The organism is Lutibacter sp., from assembly GCF_016342705.1.
Classification (GTDB): Bacteria; Bacteroidota; Bacteroidia; order Flavobacteriales; family Flavobacteriaceae; genus Lutibacter.
The window spans coordinates 13,801-32,709 of sequence record NZ_JAEINV010000001.1; the positions used below are offsets into that span (position 1 = coordinate 13,801).

Annotated in this window: 16 protein-coding genes; 12 read left to right on the forward strand and 4 right to left on the reverse strand. The window is 30.9% G+C overall.

Going from position 1 to position 18,909, the window contains the following annotated elements; genetic code table 11:
- Nucleotides 1–15 precede the first annotated feature (15 nt).
- From JEY78_RS00070 to JEY78_RS00085, 4 genes are all read left to right on the forward strand, one after another.
- Nucleotides 16–1,242, forward strand: coding sequence for a PAS domain-containing sensor histidine kinase (locus JEY78_RS00070; protein WP_291846386.1), 1,227 nt, complete (start codon nt 16–18; stop codon nt 1,240–1,242).
- Nucleotides 1,239–2,294, forward strand: coding sequence for a response regulator (locus JEY78_RS00075; RefSeq protein WP_291845830.1), 1,056 nt, complete (start codon nt 1,239–1,241; stop codon nt 2,292–2,294). Before JEY78_RS00070 ends, JEY78_RS00075 begins: the two co-directional genes overlap by 4 nt.
- 56 nt (nt 2,295–2,350) lie before the next feature.
- Complete coding sequence (locus JEY78_RS00080; RefSeq protein ID WP_291845832.1) at nt 2,351–3,238, forward strand: universal stress protein; 888 nt, start codon at nt 2,351–2,353, stop codon at nt 3,236–3,238.
- 73 nt (nt 3,239–3,311) lie between these two features.
- Entirely contained in the window at nt 3,312–6,080 is a 2,769-nt protein-coding gene (locus tag JEY78_RS00085; RefSeq protein WP_291845834.1) for a sialidase family protein, read from the forward strand.
- A gap of 72 nt (nt 6,081–6,152) precedes the next feature.
- Here JEY78_RS00085 and JEY78_RS00090 read toward each other — a convergent pair whose 3' ends face one another.
- Nucleotides 6,153–9,404, reverse strand: a complete 3,252-nt coding sequence (locus tag JEY78_RS00090; protein ID WP_291845836.1) for a hypothetical protein — start codon at nt 9,402–9,404, stop codon at nt 6,153–6,155.
- Between the two features lie 167 nt (nt 9,405–9,571).
- Between JEY78_RS00090 and JEY78_RS00095 the strand changes: the two genes are divergently transcribed.
- The 8 genes from JEY78_RS00095 (at nt 9,572) to JEY78_RS00130 (ending at nt 16,346) form a co-directional block, all read left to right on the forward strand.
- Nucleotides 9,572–10,231, forward strand: coding sequence for a succinate dehydrogenase cytochrome b subunit (locus JEY78_RS00095; RefSeq protein WP_291845837.1), 660 nt, complete (start codon nt 9,572–9,574; stop codon nt 10,229–10,231).
- Nucleotides 10,232–10,243: 12 nt separating this feature from the next.
- A complete protein-coding gene (locus tag JEY78_RS00100; protein ID WP_291845840.1) occupies nt 10,244–12,247 on the forward strand; it encodes a fumarate reductase/succinate dehydrogenase flavoprotein subunit in 2,004 nt (667 codons plus the stop codon).
- A 9-nt stretch (nt 12,248–12,256) separates the two neighbouring features.
- Nucleotides 12,257–13,000 carry a succinate dehydrogenase/fumarate reductase iron-sulfur subunit gene (locus tag JEY78_RS00105; RefSeq protein ID WP_291845842.1) on the forward strand — a complete coding sequence of 248 codons (744 nt, stop codon included), beginning with the start codon at nt 12,257–12,259 and terminating at the stop codon, nt 12,998–13,000.
- Between the two features lie 132 nt (nt 13,001–13,132).
- The gene (locus JEY78_RS00110; protein WP_291845844.1) at nt 13,133–13,639 is read left to right on the forward strand and encodes a DUF2975 domain-containing protein; all 507 of its coding nucleotides are present in this window, start codon (nt 13,133–13,135) and stop codon (nt 13,637–13,639) included.
- 2 nt (nt 13,640–13,641) lie between these two features.
- Nucleotides 13,642–13,863, forward strand: coding sequence for a helix-turn-helix transcriptional regulator (locus JEY78_RS00115; protein WP_291845847.1), 222 nt, complete (start codon nt 13,642–13,644; stop codon nt 13,861–13,863).
- Between the two features lie 26 nt (nt 13,864–13,889).
- On the forward strand, nt 13,890–15,047 hold the full coding sequence (locus JEY78_RS00120) for a methionine aminotransferase (RefSeq protein ID WP_291845849.1): 1,158 nt from the start codon (nt 13,890–13,892) through the stop codon (nt 15,045–15,047).
- A 34-nt stretch (nt 15,048–15,081) separates the two neighbouring features.
- Nucleotides 15,082–15,558: a hypothetical protein gene (locus tag JEY78_RS00125; protein WP_291845851.1), complete on the forward strand. Its 477-nt coding sequence runs from the start codon at nt 15,082–15,084 to the stop codon at nt 15,556–15,558.
- Between the two features lie 8 nt (nt 15,559–15,566).
- Nucleotides 15,567–16,346, forward strand: a complete 780-nt coding sequence (locus JEY78_RS00130) for an amidohydrolase (RefSeq protein WP_291845854.1) — start codon at nt 15,567–15,569, stop codon at nt 16,344–16,346.
- Nucleotides 16,347–16,481: 135 nt separating this feature from the next.
- On the opposite strand, the gene JEY78_RS00135 is transcribed toward JEY78_RS00130, so the two are convergent.
- The 3 genes from JEY78_RS00135 to JEY78_RS00145 all read right to left on the reverse strand — a co-directional run bounded on the left by JEY78_RS00135 (nt 16,482) and on the right by JEY78_RS00145 (nt 18,830).
- A complete protein-coding gene (locus tag JEY78_RS00135; protein WP_291845856.1) occupies nt 16,482–17,477 on the reverse strand; it encodes an acyl-ACP desaturase in 996 nt (331 codons plus the stop codon).
- Between the two features lie 26 nt (nt 17,478–17,503).
- Entirely contained in the window at nt 17,504–18,235 is a 732-nt protein-coding gene (locus tag JEY78_RS00140) for a 1-acyl-sn-glycerol-3-phosphate acyltransferase (protein ID WP_291845859.1), read from the reverse strand.
- 160 nt (nt 18,236–18,395) lie between these two features.
- Entirely contained in the window at nt 18,396–18,830 is a 435-nt protein-coding gene (locus JEY78_RS00145) for a hypothetical protein (RefSeq protein ID WP_291845861.1), read from the reverse strand.
- Nucleotides 18,831–18,909 lie beyond the last annotated feature (79 nt).

Here is an 18,909-nt window from a genome sequence, read left to right on the forward strand (position 1 = left end):
TTTGAATTGCCAAATTTGTTTCAAGAGGACGAATTCATTTTTAATATTCTATTTGAAGCAGTTTCTGAAGGTGTAGTAGTAGTCAATGAAAATCAGACTATTGTTGCTACAAATTCGGCTGCGGAAGAAATGTTTGGATATGAAAAAAATGAGATTGTAAATCAACACTTAAATATTTTAATTCCCACAAAACACCATCACGTTCATGGTGACCATTTTAATGATTTTTATGCAAGTAAAGAGTCAAAAAGACAAATGGGAAAAAATAGGTTGTTATTTGGTGTTAAAAAAAACGGAAATAATTTTCCAGTTGAGGTTGGTTTAAATCCTTTTAAAGTTCAAGATAAAACCTATGTAATGTCTATAATTATTGATATTACAGAAAGAAAAAATGCGGAAGATAAAATTATTGAATTAAATACCCAATTAGAAAATAAGGTTTCTAAAAGAACAAATGAACTTCATAAAACGGTTGCAAGCTTAAAAAGTGAAATTGATAAAAGAGTAAGGGCAGAGCTAGAATTAAGAAATGCACTTAAAAAAGAAAAGGAATTAAATGAGCTAAAAACAAAATTTTTATCATTAGTTTCTCATGAATTTAAAACACCTTTAAGTGGAATTTTAAATTCCGCAGTGTTAATAGGTAGATATTTAACCACTGAAACCCAAGATAAAAGAGATAAACACTTGCAAACAATTAAAAATAAAGTACAGTATTTAGATGGGATTTTAAATGACTTTTTATCTGTTGAAAGGTTGGAATCTGGAAAAGTAAAATACAAATTCTCACATTTTAAATTAAGTAAAGTAGTAAATGAGGTTATATACAATGCAAATATGATGTTGAAAAATGGGCAACATATAAATTACCCAAAAAACATTGACGACATTAGTATATATAACGATGAAAAAATACTCGATTTAGTTTTAGGGAACTTGCTAAACAACGCTATTAAATATTCCCCAGAAAACACTATTATAGATTTTAATATTACGTCAAATATTGATGGGCTTGTTTTTGAAATTAAAGATAGCGGTATTGGAATTCCATTAAAAGACCAAAAACATATTTTTGAACGTTATTTTAGAGCTGAAAATGCTTTAACAAACCAAGGAACTGGTATTGGGTTAAATATTATAAAAGGACATTTAGAAAGTTTAAATGGTTCAATATTATTTCAAAGTATTGAAGATGAGGGAACAACATTTATTGTAAAATTACCAATTATTATAGAAGAATGAAAACGATATTAATTATTGAAGACGATACGGTTTTAAGGGAAACAACTGCTGAAATTTTAGAATTGGAGAATTATAAAGTAGAAACTGCAGCCAATGGAAAACGTGGTGCAGAATTAGCCCAAATTCTAATGCCAGATTTAATAGTGTGCGATATTATGATGCCAGAATTAGATGGGTACGATGTTCTTAAGATTCTGTCTGAAGATGAAAAAACAAAGCGTATTCCATTTATTTTCATGTCAGCCAAAACCGAAGTGAAAGATGTTAGAAAAGGAATGGATTTGGGTGCAGATGATTATTTAACAAAGCCAGTAAATGATGAATTATTAATAAGCGCCATTGAAAGCAGGCTTGCAAAAGCTGCTTTATTACAAGAAGAAGAAATCCGTGTTGAAATCTCTAATGAAACCTCCGAATTTAAAAATATAGAAAACATAGATGATTTGAAAAATTACTTTTGTGATTTTGGTATTTCTAAAGTTTTAAAAAAAGGAGAGGTAATTTACAGAGAAGGTGAATTTTGTAATACTATTTTTTTAGTGTACAAAGGTTCTGTGAAAAGCTCAAAAATTGACGAATTTGGAAAAGAACTAATTATTAATGTTTATAAAGATGATGATCTTTTTGGATTTTCTTCAATTCTAGAAAACGCACATTATTTTGAAACTACTACAGCTATGGAAAAAGCTGAATTAATATATGTTACCAAAAATACCATTCAAAAAATAATAGAAAACAATTATAAATTATCATTGGAAATATTTCAGCTTATAAATGATAATTTAATTGAGGTAAAAGAGCAATTGTTGCAAATGGCTTACGGATCTATGCGCAGAAAAACCGCCAATACCATATTAAAATTTGCACAAAAAATGACACGGAAACCTTCAGATACTATTAATATTTCTCGTCGAGATTTAGCCGGAGTTGCAGGAATTGCCACAGAAAGTTTAATTAGAACTTTAACCGATTTAAAAAAAGAAGGAATTATAGAAATTGAAGGAAGAAACATTAGAATTGTTGACTTGGATGCTTTAGAGTCAATTAATTAGCGTTTCAACAAGTTTTTTTATGTAACATAATTAATGTTACAACAAATCACTGATTTATGTCATTTATTATTAATACACCTTTATTTAGTTTTGTTGTATTAATAAAAGCGATGAGAAACATTCTAATTTTAACCGATTTTTCTTCAAATTCATGGAATTCTATTGAGTATTCTTTGGCACTTTTTCAAAATAAAGCCTATAATTTTTATTTTTTAAACGCCTCAGATATTCAAGAAGATGAATTTGAACAAGTTGGTATAGATAATGGAGTTTTGGCAACAGTAAAGAAAGTAAAGGATTCAAAAAAGGAATTTAACAACTTAATAAAAAAAATAAATCTTTCACCTTTAAAAGGCGCGCATACATTTACTACAATTTCCGTTAAAAGTAATTTAATAAGCGCGGTAAAAAATCAAATTAAATTACATAAAATAGAGTTAATTATTCTTGGGACTAATGGACTTTCCACACAAGGGAAAATGAATATTGGCTCAATTTCGGAAGATATTATTACTAAAGTAAAATGCTCCACATTAGTAGTGCCAAAAGAAGCACGTTTTGTTGGGCTAAATGAAATAGCTTTCCCAACAGATTATACGTATTTTTATGAAGCTAAATTACTTCAGAATATTAATAATTTATTGGACTATAAAAAATCTACATTTAGATTTGTTTATGTGGCAAAAAACAGTGAAGTTCTTGATAAAGAGCAACTTTGGAATAAAGAAACGCTGCATGACTATTTTATTAATTGCACACATACATTTCACTCTGAAATAAATAAAAACTTAGAGATTTCTATTCAAAAAGTAATTGATGAATTTACAACAGATATTGTAATAATGGCGGCTAAAAATTTAAATTTATTTGAACAAATTTTGTTTAGACCAAAAATAAATTCAATAAAATACTACACTAAAACACCATTTTTAATTTTACATTAATTACATTTTCTATTTTTTAAATAATTGTATATTTATAAAAGTTGAAATTAAGTACTTAAATCAAACTTTTATAATGAAAAAGCAATACTTTTTATATGTGTTTTTATTACTTGTTATAGGAATAAATGCTCAAACTTCTTTAGTGAAAAATGTGCCATTTGTAAATATTGGCCCTTCAATAATGAGTGGTAGAATAGTTGATGTAGATGTAAATCCAAATAAACCAACCGAATTTTATGCAGCATATGCTTCAGGAGGTTTGTGGTATACAAATAACAACGGAACATCATTTGTGTCGGTTACGGAAAATGCTCCAACTCAAAACATGGGCGATATTGCAGTAGATTGGGATAACGGAACAATTTGGATTGGTACTGGCGAAAGTAATTCTTCTCGATCTTCTTATGCTGGAATTGGTGTGTTAAAAAGTACCGATAAAGGGAAAACATGGGAGAATGTTGGTCTTGAAAATTCACAGCATATTGGAAGAATTGTCATTAATAAAAACAATCCAAATGAAGTGTTGGTTGGAGTAATTGGTAATTTATATTCATCAAATAGTGAACGTGGAATTTATAAAACTTCCGATGGTGGAAAAACTTGGAGCAACGTATTGTTTATAAATGAAGAGACAGGTGTAATTGATATAAGCGTTTCACCAACAAACGCCAACATTTTATATGCTGCAACTTGGGAACGTAATAGAAAATCTTGGAATTTTGATGGAGATGGAGAAAATTCAGCTATTTATAAAAGTACGGACGCTGGTTTAACTTGGAATAAAGTAACTGTTGAAGGAAGTGGTTTTCCAATAGGAAGCGGAATTGGACGTATAGGTTTAGCTTCTTTTAATGATGCTATTGTTTATGCACTGTTAGACAATCAGTTTATGAGACCTGAAGAAAAAAAGAAAGCATCTGAAGGATTGCAAAAAGACGCTTTAAGAAACATGAGTGTATCAGATTTTTTAAAATTAGAGAATAAAAGTTTGAATTTATACTTAAAAGAAAATGATTTCGATTCAAAATACACCGCCGAATCTGTAAAGGCATCCTTAAAAAAAGGTAAAATTAATCCAAGTGATTTAGTTACTTATTTAGAAGATGCAAATTTTGTATTATTAAATTCTGAAGTTATTGGCGCAGAATTATACAAATCTATTGATGGTGGAAAAACATGGAGTAAAACACATGATAAATATTTAGATGATGTTTATAGTTCATACGGTTATTATTTTGGAACAATTGCAGTAAATACTTCAAATGAAAATAAAGTATATATTGGTGGTGTGCCATTATTAAAATCTGATAATGGTGGGAAAACATTTACTTCTATCAGTAAAGAAAATGTGCATTCTGATCATCAATCTATTTGGGTGAATCCAAAATTAGAAGGTCATTTAATTAATGGAAATGATGGAGGAATTAACATAACTTATGACGATGGAGAAAATTGGGCGAAAAACAACCAACCTGCCGTTGGGCAGTTTTATTCTATAAATGTTGATAATGAAAAACCATACAATGTTTATGGAGGTTTACAAGATAATGGTGTTTGGTATGGGCCAAGCAATTATGAAGCTTCAAATCGTTGGGAAGCTAGTGGCGAATATCCTTACAAAAGTATTGGAGGAGGTGATGGAATGCAGGTTCAAATAGATAATAGAGATCATAATGTTATTTATGCCGGAAGTCAATTTGGGTATTATTACCGTGTAAACTTAAAAACCAATGATAGAATTAATATTCATCCAAAACACGAATTAGGAGATTCTCCGTACAGATATAATTGGCAAACGCCTATTTTATTATCGCTTCACAATCAAGATATTTTATATATGGGTGCCAATAAATTATTGCGTTCTATGGATAAAGGTGAAACTTTTGATGTTATTTCTGAAGATTTAACAACTGGCGGTAAGAAAGGAAATGTTCCTTATGGGACATTAACTTCAATTTCGGAAAGCCAGTTTCAATTTGGTTTTATTTATGTTGGAAGTGATGATGGTTTTGTAAATGTAACTATAAACGGAGGAGGAAGCTGGGTCAGAATTTCAGATAATTTACCACAAAATTTATGGGTTTCTAGAGTTATTGCCTCTCAACACGAAAAAGAAAGAGTGTATGTAACTTTAAACGGTTATAGAAGTGACGATTTTAAACCCTATATTTTTGTAAGTGAGAATATGGGAAAAACTTGGGAAAGTATCAATAATAATTTACCAAATTATCCAATTAATGTGGTAAAAGAAGATCCTGAAGATGAAAATATATTGTATGTAGGAACTGATAATGGACTTTATGTAACGTTTGATAAAGGTATAAACTGGCAAGTTTTCTCCAATGGAATTCCTAAAGTTGCGGTCCATGATTTGGCAATTCAAAAAGAAGCAAAAGATTTAGTTGTTGGAACTCATGGGCGCTCTGTTTACAAAACAAACATTGCGCCATTACAGCAATTTAATAAAGTAAAAGATAAAAATTTGGCCATTTTTGAAATTCCTACAATTCGTTATTCAATGCGCTGGGGAAGTTCTTGGGGGCAATGGTACGATGTTAATTTGCCAGATATAATTATTCCTTTTTATGCTGCCAATGAAGGAAATTATAAAATAATAATTAGTAATGAAGATGATGTTGAGCTAAACCAATTAGATGTAAAAGCATTAAAAGGGTTTAATTATATTAAGTATGATTTATCAGTGGTTGATAAAAAGGCAATTATTGCATTAACAAAAAAAGAAGCGACATATAAAAAAGCTAAAAATGATGTTTATTATTTACCAAAAGGAAAATATATTGTAAAAATTGGTAAAGAAAAACAAACTTTTGAGATTAAGTAAAATGTAAAAACGCCTCATTAATTTTAACCTTAAAAAACAAAAGGCTCAGCGTATTAAGTTGAGCCTTTCTCTTTATTCGTATTTCAATTCTTCCAAATCAGTAAAAGGAGATAGTTTTAAATCTTTCACAGAGTCCTTATAAGAAATCCAATCGGTTTTATAAAATTCATTAATTTTTGAAATTACTTCTAGCACTTTTGAATCTGCATTCTTAATTAAGGTAGTTTCTGTAATTCCTGGTAATTGTTGTAAAGAATTTATATAACCTCTTGCAGTGTATAAATAGGAAATAGTACTTGGAAATTCCGTATCTGTAATTCCTTGTCGTTCATCTTCTTTTCCTAATAAATCATCTAATAAGCCATCAATTTTAGTAATAATAGCTTTGTGATTCTTAAGTACATCTTCAAATTTATCGGTTTTTAGTTCTTTAATTCTTTTCTGATAATCTTCAACAATTTCTTTTGAAGCAATTAAACGTTGACTAGCATCCCCTGTAATTCCAATTTTATTCTCTAATGCTTTTAATAAATTGTACTTGCTTTTTAAAACTTCAAAAGAAATGTCAATTCTAGGGTCGTAAACAACTTCAATTTTTTCTGAAACAGTTTCATTGCCAAAATGAAGTTTTATGGTGTAATTTCCTGGTAAAACTTTTATACCACCTGGTTCTGAAGCTTTTTCCGACATTTTTTTTCTTGAAGGACCTCTTGTGCCTTTTTCCTCTAACTGCCAATATATTCTATGCAGTCCATTTTCTTCGGGTGCTTTGTTTTTTATACTTCGTATTAGCTCATTTTTGTCATTATAAACTTCAAAGAAAATAGTATCAAATTTAACTGCTGGTTTTTCACCTTTAATACCTTTTTTACCAATATCCTCGCTCGATTTTTTATTCTTTTTGTCAGAAACTGTTTCAGTTTTTTTACTTTCAGGGTTGTTAATACTATAAGTTATCATAGCGCCGCCATTTTTATTTTCTCCATTAAAAATGGCATTAGCACCAAAACGTGTGCCTGAAGGTTGTTGTATTTCTGCAATAAACGCTGTTGGAGGTGTAAATAAATGTAATTTTTTATCTAACAATTGTTTTCCTTCTTTTGCAATGGCTCTTATAGGTCTAATGTCATCTAACACATAAATTGCTCTTCCAAAAGTACCAATTACTAAATCATGTTCACGAGGTTGAATTGCCAAATCCATTGTAGAAACATTGGGGAAATTAACATTCCATTTTGTCCAGGTTTTTCCTTCGTCAATACTTATATGCAATCCATATTCTGTTCCTAAAAACAACAGGTTCGGTTGTTCAATATCTTGAACAATTGCTAATGTATAACCAAAAGTTTCATCTTTTCCATCTAATAAATTTTCCCAAGTTTTTCCAAAATCGCGAGTTCTATATAAATACGGATTAAAATCGAATTGACGATAATTATTTACAATAACATATGCTTCTGCTTTGTTGTATTTTGATGCTCTAATTTGCGCAATCCAAGCTTCTTTTGGCATATTTTTTATGTTTTTTGAAACGTTTTCCCATGTTTTTCCTCCATTTAAGGTTAGTTGTATATTTCCATCGTCCGTTCCTGCCCACAATATATTTTCATCAAAAGTACTTGGTTCAATTGCTAAAATGGTACAATGATTTTCCGCTCCTGTGGCATCCATTGTAATGCCGCCGCTTTCGTGTTGTTTTTGTTTTTCAGGATTATTGGTTGTTAAATCTGGAGAAATAATTTCCCAAGTAAATCCTTTATCTGTTGATTTATGCACAAACTGACTTCCAAAATAAATGGTTTCGTTATCTGTTGGATTCATGGCGATTGCTGAATTCCAGTTAAAACGAAGTTTAATAGCCGGATTTGGATGTGTTGGACGAATCATTTTAGAATTCCCTGTAACTTTATCATATCTGGTTACAGAACCTTGTTGAGACATAGAATAGCCAAACCTTGAATCTTTTGGGTCTGGAACCACATCAAAACCATCGCCAAATTGAATTTCTTGCCAATAAGAATTGCGAATTCCTTGATCTTTTAAAACATAGGCCGGTCCTGCCCAAGAACCATTATCTTGTAAACCACCATACACATTATACGGAAAATCATTATCTACATTTATATGATAAAATTGTCCAACGGGTAAATTTTCCACAAAACGCCAGGTTTTTCCTCTATCGTGCGTAATATTTAAACCACCATCATTTCCATCAATCATAAAATTTGGATTGGTTGGATGAATCCACCATGCGTGATGGTCTGGATGAACACCAACAGAAGTTCCATAAGCAGGCATTAACTGGTTAAAAGATTTTCCGCCATCTTCACTTACGTTTATATATGTGAAAACAGTATAAATTCTATTTTCATTTAAAGGATCTACAGCAAGATCCGAATAATAAAAAGGTCTGTTTCCAATACCGTCCGATCCTCTTCCGCTAGATTTATCATTCACCAACTTCCAATTAATTCCTCCATCTTCAGATTTGTACAATCCATTTTTTTTAGCTTCAATTAAAGCATATACAATTTTTGAATTACTTGGAGCAATTGCTAATCCAATTCTTCCTAAATTTCCTTCGGGTAAACCCTCTTTATCAGTTAGCTTTTTCCAATTTTCACCACCATTATAAGTTATATATAATCCAGAACCTTCGCCTCCAGAATTAAATGTCCACGGTTTACGTTCATGTTCCCACATTGCGGCAATAAGTTTATTTGGGTTTGAAGGATCTACCACCAAATCGGCGCAACCAGTGTTATCATTCACAAATAAGGATTTTGTCCAAGTTTTTCCTCCGTCCGTAGTTTTATAAACGCCACGTTCTGCATGTGCTCCCCAAGGTGAACCAATGGCTGCTACGTAAACAGTATTAGGATTGTCTTTATCAATAATTATTCTATGAATATTTCTGGTTTTTTCCAAACCAACCACTTGCCAAGTTTTTCCAGCATCTAAACTTTTATACAAACCATACCCACCCGTTAAACTATTTCTAGGGTTTCCTTCGCCTGTTCCAACCCAAATTACATCTGGATTGCTTTGTTGAATTGCAATAGCGCCTATTGATAATGCTAATTGTTTATCAAAAATAGGTTCCCAGGCTATTCCACCACTTTCAGATTTCCATACACCACCAGAGGCTGAACCGGCATATATAATTTCTGGATTTTTAGTAACTACATCTATAGCTGTTATTCTTCCGCTCATTCCTGCAGGGCCAATAGAACGTGGTTTTATATTTTTGAATTTTTCTACATCAAATTGTTGCGCATTGATACAAATTGAAATAAATAATAAAAAGGAAGTTAGTTTTTTCATAAAAAATTAGAGTAGAATGGTTTAGCAGACTAATTTAAATAAATTAAGCTAATTATAAATAATTTGTTATTTTTATAATCATTCTAAATAGGCTTTAAAGGTGAATTTCTCTTTTAAGAAAAAAAAGGAAATGGTATCTTTGATGCTTTAAAAAAATTATATAAAAAATGAGCGGATTTTTATCTTCATCAATCGCAAGAAAAGTAGCCATGGCGTTGTCAGCACTTTTCTTAATTTTTTTCTTGATTATTCATTTAGCAGTAAATTTAACTTCATTATTTAGTGAAGAGGTTTTTAACCAAGCTTCACACTTTATGGGAACAAATCCATTAATACAGTTTGCAATGCAACCTATTTTAATTTTTGGAGTTGTATTTCATTTTGTAATGGGGTTTGTTTTAGAGTTAAAGAATAAGAAATCAAGAAACGTAAAATATGTTAAATATAACGGCGCAGCTAGTGCTTCTTGGATGTCAAGAAATATGGCAATCAGCGGCATGGCAATTCTGGCTTTTATTGTATTGCATTTTATTGATTTCTGGTTTCCTGAAATGAACCACAAATACATTGAGTTTTTACCAGAAGACCCTACAAGGTATTTTGCGGAATTGCAGCACAAATTCACCAACCCATTAAGAGTTGGCGCCTATGTAATTGCCTTTATATTATTAGCATTGCATTTATTGCACGGTTTTCAATCAGCATTCCAATCAATTGGGTTTAACAACAAATACACAAAATGTGTAAAAAACTTTGGAACTATTTATTCAATAGTTATTCCATTAGGTTTTATTATTATCGCATTGTGTCATTATTTTAACCATTAATCTTAAGAGAATATGACTACTTTAAATTCAAGAGTACCAGAAGGTCCAATAAAAGATAAATGGACATTATACAAAGATCACATTGACTTAGTAAACCCTGCAAACAAACGTAATATAGATATTATTGTTGTTGGAACAGGATTAGCAGGAGGTTCTGCCGCTGCTACTTTAGCTGAGTTAGGATATAACGTAAAAGCATTTGCTTACCAAGATTCTCCACGTAGAGCACATTCAATTGCAGCTCAAGGAGGAATCAATGCAGCAAAAAATTATATGGGCGATGGAGATTCTAACTATCGTTTATTTTATGACACTGTAAAAGGTGGAGATTACCGTTCACGTGAAGCAAACGTGCATCGTTTAGCTGAGGTTTCTGGAGCAATTATAGACCAATGTGTAGCGCAAGGAGTTCCTTTTGCACGTGATTATGGTGGGTTGTTAGATAACCGTTCTTTTGGTGGTGTATTAGTTTCAAGAACTTTTTATGCAAAAGGACAAACGGGACAACAATTATTATTAGGATGTTATTCTGCAATGAACCGTCAAATTGCTCGTGGAAAGATTGAAATGTTTAATCGTCATGAAATGTTAGACGTTGTAAAAATTGATGGAAAAGCAAGAGGTATTATAGCACGTGATTTAATTACAGGTGAAATTGAGCGTCATTCTGCTCACGCTGTGGTTATTGCAACTGGTGGATATGGAAATGTTTATTTCTTATCAACAAATGCCATGGGTTCTAATGCAACTGCAGCTTGGAAAATTCATAAAAAAGGAGCGTATTTCGCAAATCCTTGTTTTACACAAATTCACCCAACGTGTATTCCTCGTTCTGGAGATTACCAATCTAAATTAACGTTAATGTCAGAATCATTGCGTAATGATGGTAGAATTTGGGTTCCTAAGAAAATTGAAGATGCAAAAGCAATTCAACAAGGAAAATTAAAACCTACAGCAATTGCTGAAGAAGATAGAGATTATTTCTTAGAAAGAAGATATCCTGCTTATGGAAACTTAGTTCCTAGAGATGTTGCTTCAAGAGCAGCTAAAGAGCGTTGTGACGCAGGTCATGGTGTGAATGCAACTGGTGAAGCTGTGTATTTAGATTTTGCCGCGGCCATTCATCGTTATGGAAGTACAAAAGCTAAAATTCAAGGACTTCATAATCCTTCAAAAGAAGAAGTTATTAAATTAGGTGAAGCTGTTATTGAAGAAAAATACGGAAACTTATTCCAAATGTATGAGAAAATTATAGATGAAAATCCATACAAAACACCTATGATGATTTATCCTGCAACACACTATACAATGGGTGGTGTTTGGGTTGATTATAACTTAATGACAACCGTTCCTGGTTTATACTGTATTGGTGAGGCTAACTTCTCTGATCACGGAGCAAACAGATTGGGAGCTTCTGCTTTAATGCAAGGGTTAGCAGATGGTTATTTTGTATTACCTTATACTATTGGCGATTATTTAGCTGATGATATTAGAACAGGAAAAATACCAACTAATTCACCTGAATTTGATGAAGTTGAAAAATCTGTTAAAGATCAATTAGAATTCTTTGTTAATAATAAAGGAACTCATTCTGTAGATTATTTCCATAAAAAACTAGGTTTAGTAATGTGGAATAAAGTAGGAATGGCTCGTAATGAAAAAGGATTAAAAGAAGCTATTAAAGAAATTCAAGATATTCGTGAAGATTTCTGGAAAAATGTAAAAGTTCCTGGAAGTTTAAATGAATTAAATCCTGAATTAGAAAAAGCTGGAAGAGTTGCTGATTTCTTAGAATTAGGAGAATTATTTGCAAAAGATGCTTTACACCGTGAAGAATCTTGTGGAGGTCACTTCCGAGAAGAACACGTAACTGAAGATGGTGAAGCAAAACGTGATGACGTTAACTTTGCGTATGTTGCTGCTTGGGAATATACAGGAAAACCTAGCGAAGCTATTTTACATAAAGAACAATTAGAATTTAAAGATATCGAATTAAAAACTCGTTCATATAAATAAAAAGACATTATGAATTTAACGTTAAAAATTTGGAGACAAAAAGGACCTCAAGATAAAGGTCAAATGGTCGAATATAAAGTTACCGATATTTCAGAGCATATGTCATTTTTAGAAATGATGGACGTGTTGAATGAACAATTGGTTGCAAAAGATGAAGTGCCAATTGCATTTGATCACGATTGTAGAGAAGGTATTTGTGGAATGTGTTCATTACATATCAATGGTGAACCTCACGGACCAGACAGAGGTATTACTACATGTCAGTTACATATGAGAACTTTCAAAGATGGTGACACTATTTACATTGAGCCTTGGAGAGCAAAAGCATTCCCTGTAATTAAAGATTTAATTGTAGACCGTATGGCTTTTGAACGTATTCAACAAGCTGGTGGATATATTTCTGTAAATACATCAGGAAATACACAAGACGCAAATGCTATCCCAATCTCTAAACTAAATGCAGATTTATCTATGGATGCTGCTGCTTGTATTGGTTGTGGAGCGTGTGTTGCAAGTTGTAAAAACTCAAGTGCAATGTTATTTGTTTCTGCTAAAGTATCTCAGTTTGCATTATTGCCTCAAGGTAAAATTGAGGCTGCAGACCGTGTTAGAAATATGGTAAAACAAATGGATGAAGAAGGTTTTGGTAACTGTACCAATACTGGAGCTTGTGAAGTTGAATGTCCAAAAGGAATTTCATTAGAGAATATTGCTCGTATGAACCGTGAATATTTAAAGGCTAGTATTATATAGTTTTAAAAATAGATAAATTCAATTATGAAAACCTATTTCAGCAATGAAATAGGTTTTTTTATTTTTATATAATAATTAATTATCGTTTAACAGTAAGTATTTAATATATTTGTATTCATAAATTCTAAATCTATGAAAAAGTTAAATATTTTAAAGGCAATAGTGGATATTATGTGGATTCTTGCAATGTTCTCAGTTCCGCTCATTTTATTTTTGTTCGTTTTTATTTTTTTAAGTGATGATATTAGTATGTATAATATTAAAATAAATGGGTTAGAAGTTATTCATACAAGCGTTGTAACAAAATTAGTTTTAGGAGTAATGTTGGTGGTTTACTTATTACTAATTTATTGTATTTACTTATTTAAAAAGGTACTTCGTTGTTTTCAAAAATTAAAAATATTTGATGATATAGTGATAGTAAATTTCAATAAAATAGGATATTTGTTAATTATTTCTTCAATATTTTATGGTGGATCATCATTTTTGTATACTTCCATATATTCAAAAAAAATTGGTTTAGAAATTGGTTTTAACTCGTTTCTAATAATGCTATGTTTCGGATTTTTCTTTATTATTTTAAGTGAAATATTTAAAATATCTAAAAATTTGAAGGATGAAAACGAACTAACTATTTAAGTATGTCAATAATTGTAAATCTAGATGTAATGCTTGCAACTCGTAAAATGAGCAGTAAAGATTTGGCTGAAAAAATTGGCATTACACCCGCAAACTTATCTATTTTAAAATCTGGGAAAGCTAAAGCTATTCGGTTTTCTACGTTAGAAGCCATTTGTAAAGAGTTAGATTGTCAACCTGCAGATATTTTAGCGTTTTCCTCTGATGAATCCGCTGGTATTTAGTAAATTTAGAAACTAAATTCAACAAAATGCCCACATATAAATATCCATTTAATTCTAAATTACCTAAAGTTCCAACGTCTATTTTTTCAGTAATGAGCGCGTTAGCTATGGAACAAAATGCATTAAACTTATCGCAGGGCTTTCCAAATTTTAAAAGTGATTCAAAACTAATAGGAATGGTGAATAAAGCTATGGTAAATGGTAAAAACCAATATGCTCCAATGCCAGGAATTTTATATTTGCGTAAGGCTATTGGCCAAAAAATGGAACTTTTATACGGCGTTTCTTATCATCCTGAAACAGAAATTACTATTACAGCAGGAGCTACCCAAGCTATATTTACTGCAATTTCCGCAACAGTACAAAAGAATGATGAAGTCATCATTTTTAAGCCAGCATATGATTGTTATGAACCAACCATAGAACTTTTTGGAGGCAAAACAATTGCTGTTCAATTAAATCCAGAAGATTTTAAAATTGATTGGCAATTGGTAAAAGGGTTGATTTCGGATAAAACTAAAATGATTATCATTAACACGCCTCATAATCCATCAGGAAGAATTTTAACAAGAGAGGATATGTTGCAGTTAGAAGCATTGCTTAGCAACACTAACATTGTACTATTAAGTGATGAGGTATATGAACATATTATTTTTGATGGAGAGCAACATCAAACGGCTGCATTATTTCCTGCGTTGGCTGAAAGAGCTTTTATTACAGCCTCTTTTGGAAAAACATTTCATAATACAGGTTGGAAAGTAGGTTATTGTATAGCTCCAAAAGAATTAATGGCTGAATTCAGAAAAGTGCATCAATTTAATGTATTTAGTGTAAATCATCCAACACAAGTTGCCTTAGCTGAATACTTAAAATCACCCAATAATTATTTAGAATTAAGTGGCTTTTATCAGCAAAAGAGAGATTTGTTTTTGAGTTTAATACAAGATGCTCGTTTTAAATTTACACCTTCAAAAGGCACGTATTTTCAATTGCTGAATTTCAAAAATATTACTACTGAGAACGATTATGATTTTGCCATTAGATTAACTAAGGAGAAAAAAATAGCTGCAATTCCTATCTCTGTTTTTAATGAAAATAAACTAGACACAAAAGTTTTGCGTTTTTGTTTTGCAAAAACAGATGAAACTTTAAAACAAGCTGCGGCTATTTTATGTTCAATTTAATTTGTAAATTTATTAGAACGAAAAAAAATAAATCATGAAAACGTTAAAATTAGTGATTACAACTCTTTTTGTTTTTGCGGTATCAATAGGTTTTGCGCAAAAGGTAGATTATGGAGGAGTTACTTATTTAGTGAAAGGGAATTCAATATTTATGGATAAGATTGACATTACCAATACTTTAAGTTATGAGGAGCAGGCAGGTATTAAAAATGCTTTAAGTCAACAAATATTAGCAGAAAAAAAATTAAAAGAAACGGAAAGGGCTCAAAAGAAAGCAGAGAAAGCACAAAGAAAAGCTGAGAAAAAACAAAAAGCTGCCGAAAAAAAAATAAAAAAAGCTGAAACTGCTAAAAAAAAGTATGAAGATGCTCAAAGTAAATATGAAAAGGAGCTAAAAAAGTATCAAAAATTACAATTTAAAGGAAAGTTATCACCTGAAGATGAAATTAAATGGCAAAAAAAATTAGCAAGTTTAAAAGCTAATATTGAAAAATTAAAAAATAGATTATAATTATTTTTATGAATAGATTTTTAAACATTGTATTAATACAGTCGGATATTATTTGGCAAAAAAATGCCGAAAATTTAATAAATTATTCTAAAAAAATTAATGCAATTAGTGAAGAAGCAGATTTAATTATTCTGCCAGAAATGTTTACTACAGGTTTTAGTATGAAGCCAAAAGACATTGCGGAATCTATGGAAGGAAATACAATTGCATGGATGGTTGAAACGGCCAAAAAACGGAATGCAGCAATTGCTGGAAGTGCTATTATTGAGGAGGAAGGAAAGTTTTACAATAGGTTTTTATTTGTACATCCTTCTGGAGAAATTAATTACTACAACAAAAGGCATTTATTTACATTAGCCGGCGAAGAAAAGGTATATACTGCTGGTGAAAATAAAATAATAATAAACTATAAAGGATGGAAAATTTGTCCGTTAGTTTGCTATGATTTGCGTTTTCCTGTTTGGTCTAGAAATGTAGATGAGTATGATATATTATTGTATGTTGCCAATTGGCCAAAACCAAGAATTAGTGCTTGGGATATATTATTAAGTGCCAGAGCTATTGAAAATATTTGCTATTCTATTGGTGTGAATAGAGTAGGAGTTGATGCAGGTAGATTGGAATATAACGGTCATTCTGCAGTCTATAATTGTTTGGGAGAACAGTTAATTAATGCTTTGCCTAACCGAGAAGATGTAGTATCAATTACAATAGATAAAACACATATTACAGCAACTCGTATTAAACTAAATTTTTTAAAGGATAAAGATACCTTCAAAATATTATAAAAAGCTATTTGAAAAGAATTGAAAACCGTCATTCTGAACTTGATTCAGAATCTCACCATATTTATATTTAATAATTATGAGAACCTGAATCAAGTTAAGGTTGACGAATATTTTACTATTCAGATAGCTTTTTTGTTATACTAATGGATTCATCCATTTAAAATCATAATTTGTTTTTGGAACCACAATTCTTTCTGTAATTCTGTACATTCTGTCAGGAAGTTTCATTAAATAATCTCTGGCTTTTTCTGCTTCAGAATTTAAACCAGTAATTTTATCTATTTCCCAGCTGGCATTTAGTTTTTTAATAATATCTACATAATCAAAACCGGTATATACTCCAGCACGTTGTGCAACTACTGAAAATTGATCAAAAAGACTTCCTTTTGCTTCATTAGAATGTCTTAAATGCATAGCAGGCATTACAATTTTGTGCTTCATCATATGTTGAAAAGCCAACATCATTTCACTTGGATCGTGTTGAAAAATTTGTTTTACAAACTCCGTATACGCCAAATGGTGACGCATTTCATCTCCAGCAATAATTTTAGACATTTTAGCCAACATTTTATGGCCATTTTTACGGGCAATTTTTGCTACGTTATTATGAGAAATATAGGTTGCTAATTCCTGAAAACTGGTATACACAAAGTTTTTATAAGGATCGCGCGCAGTACCAATATCAAAACCATCTGCAATTAAATGTTGGGTGGTAATTTCAACTTCTCGCATATTTACTCTTCCAGAAAGGTATAAGTATTTATTTAATACATCTCCGTGTCTGTTTTCTTCACCTGTCCAAGCACGAATCCATTTTGCCCAGCCATTATCACCTCCTTCTGGAGATCGTTGTGTAATTCCTTCAATATCTAACAACCAAGATTCATAGGTTGGTAAGGCTTCTTCCGTAATAGTATCGCCAACTAAAACAACCCAAAAATCGTTGTGCATTTCTTTAGATAATTCTTGAATTTCCTTTACTTCATCTAAAAAAGTACTGCTTTGTGAGTTTGGTAAAAAATCTGTTGGTTGCCAAATTTTTTCTGGAGTAATTAAAAACTTTTCTACAAAAGTATCTATATTCTTTTCTAGGGTTAGCATAACTTCTAACCTGATATTGTGTGCCGACATGTTTTGATCTTTAGTTTAGTAGGACGCTAAACTACGGAATTTTTAATAGTAGTTTCAACTTTTTCAAAAAGTTTCTCGAATTCCATACTATCTGCTTTAATAGCTTCATGAAATTCAAAAGTTACATTTATACCAATTCCAAGTGGAAACATACCGTGTTTATTTACTTTCCAACAGTTATTGATAGTTACAGGAATCACATAGGCAGAAGGTGCAAATTTGGTCAACATTTTTAAACCATTTTCAGAAAATCGTTTTGGAACACCATCTTTACTTCGTGTTCCTTCAGGGTATATAACTGCAGCATACTTGTTTTTTTCAATATATTGTGCAAATTCTTTTATAGCTGATAAAGATTGCCTTGGGTCTTTTCTATCAATTAATACAGAGCCTCCGTGCCTAAGATTATAAGAGATACTTGGGAATCCTTTTCCTAGTTCAATTTTAGAAATAAATTTTGGGTGGTAGTTTTTTAAATAGCAAGACATAGGAGAAATATCATGCATACTTTGGTGGTTTGATACTATTATTAAAGGAACATTTTTAGGGATTTCAAATTTGTTTATAAATTTAATTCTGTTACCTAATAAAAGTAAAAGATAGGTAAATGAGCAGTTCATTATATCAACCGCAATTTTGTGTCCTTTATATTTTCCAAAGGTAAATCCTATCCATTGCATTGCATGAAAAACTAACAATAAAATTCCATAGAAAAAATAGAAAATAATTGAAAGTATGTATGATACTGTTTTTTTCATAATTGTAAAAAATATCGAGGCTGTTCAAAAAATTAAATTTTCGTGATTCTAAACTTGATTCAGATTTTCATTTTCTGATAGTCAATAACTATATGAACCCAAATCAAGTTCAGATTGACGGTTTTTAAGTCCTATTAAACAGCCTCATATTTTATATTTATTAGTTAGAAAACCATTGAGACCACGGGATTCTACTTAAAATTAAAAGTAATGCAATTCCATAAAAAACTGCGATTGTTTTAAATTTATCAGCAGCTATTGTTTTCTTTTTATGTTTAGAAAAACCAATGGTAATTAAAGTAATTGCAATTATTCCAACCAAAGGGTGTTCAACTAACACTTTTCTTAAATCGCTATTTTTCATTACTTCACCCATTCCAGCACTTCTCATTGTCAAATAATAATCGGAAGTATAATAGGCAATAAATCCAATAACTAATTGAATGTGAGATGTTATTAAAGCAAATAAGGAGATTTTTAAATCTTTTGCAGTAAATTCTTTTTTAGAATTTAAACCCATAACGGCATTTACAATGGCGAAAATTAATAAAATTAGCACAATATAAGCCCAATAAGAGTGTATCATTTTAGTCATAATAGTTCTGTTTTTTTTTAGTTGGGAACAAAAGTAGCAAAATTTAATTACTTTATTAATTTAACTACGCAGCATACAC

Coding starts and splice junctions, on each gene's coding strand:
- JEY78_RS00075 (WP_291845830.1), top strand. CDS start 1,239: ATGAAAACGATATTAATTATTGAAGACGATACGGTTTTAAGGGAAACA.
- JEY78_RS00080 (WP_291845832.1), top strand. CDS start 2,351: ATGTCATTTATTATTAATACACCTTTATTTAGTTTTGTTGTATTAATA.
- JEY78_RS00085 (WP_291845834.1), top strand. CDS start 3,312: ATGAAAAAGCAATACTTTTTATATGTGTTTTTATTACTTGTTATAGGA.
- JEY78_RS00090 (WP_291845836.1), bottom strand. CDS start 9,404: ATGAAAAAACTAACTTCCTTTTTATTATTTATTTCAATTTGTATCAAT.
- JEY78_RS00095 (WP_291845837.1), top strand. CDS start 9,572: ATGAGCGGATTTTTATCTTCATCAATCGCAAGAAAAGTAGCCATGGCG.
- JEY78_RS00100 (WP_291845840.1), top strand. CDS start 10,244: ATGACTACTTTAAATTCAAGAGTACCAGAAGGTCCAATAAAAGATAAA.
- JEY78_RS00105 (WP_291845842.1), top strand. CDS start 12,257: ATGAATTTAACGTTAAAAATTTGGAGACAAAAAGGACCTCAAGATAAA.
- JEY78_RS00110 (WP_291845844.1), top strand. CDS start 13,133: ATGAAAAAGTTAAATATTTTAAAGGCAATAGTGGATATTATGTGGATT.
- JEY78_RS00115 (WP_291845847.1), top strand. CDS start 13,642: ATGTCAATAATTGTAAATCTAGATGTAATGCTTGCAACTCGTAAAATG.
- JEY78_RS00120 (WP_291845849.1), top strand. CDS start 13,890: ATGCCCACATATAAATATCCATTTAATTCTAAATTACCTAAAGTTCCA.
- JEY78_RS00125 (WP_291845851.1), top strand. CDS start 15,082: ATGAAAACGTTAAAATTAGTGATTACAACTCTTTTTGTTTTTGCGGTA.
- JEY78_RS00130 (WP_291845854.1), top strand. CDS start 15,567: ATGAATAGATTTTTAAACATTGTATTAATACAGTCGGATATTATTTGG.
- JEY78_RS00135 (WP_291845856.1), bottom strand. CDS start 17,477: ATGTCGGCACACAATATCAGGTTAGAAGTTATGCTAACCCTAGAAAAG.
- JEY78_RS00140 (WP_291845859.1), bottom strand. CDS start 18,235: ATGAAAAAAACAGTATCATACATACTTTCAATTATTTTCTATTTTTTC.
- JEY78_RS00145 (WP_291845861.1), bottom strand. CDS start 18,830: ATGACTAAAATGATACACTCTTATTGGGCTTATATTGTGCTAATTTTA.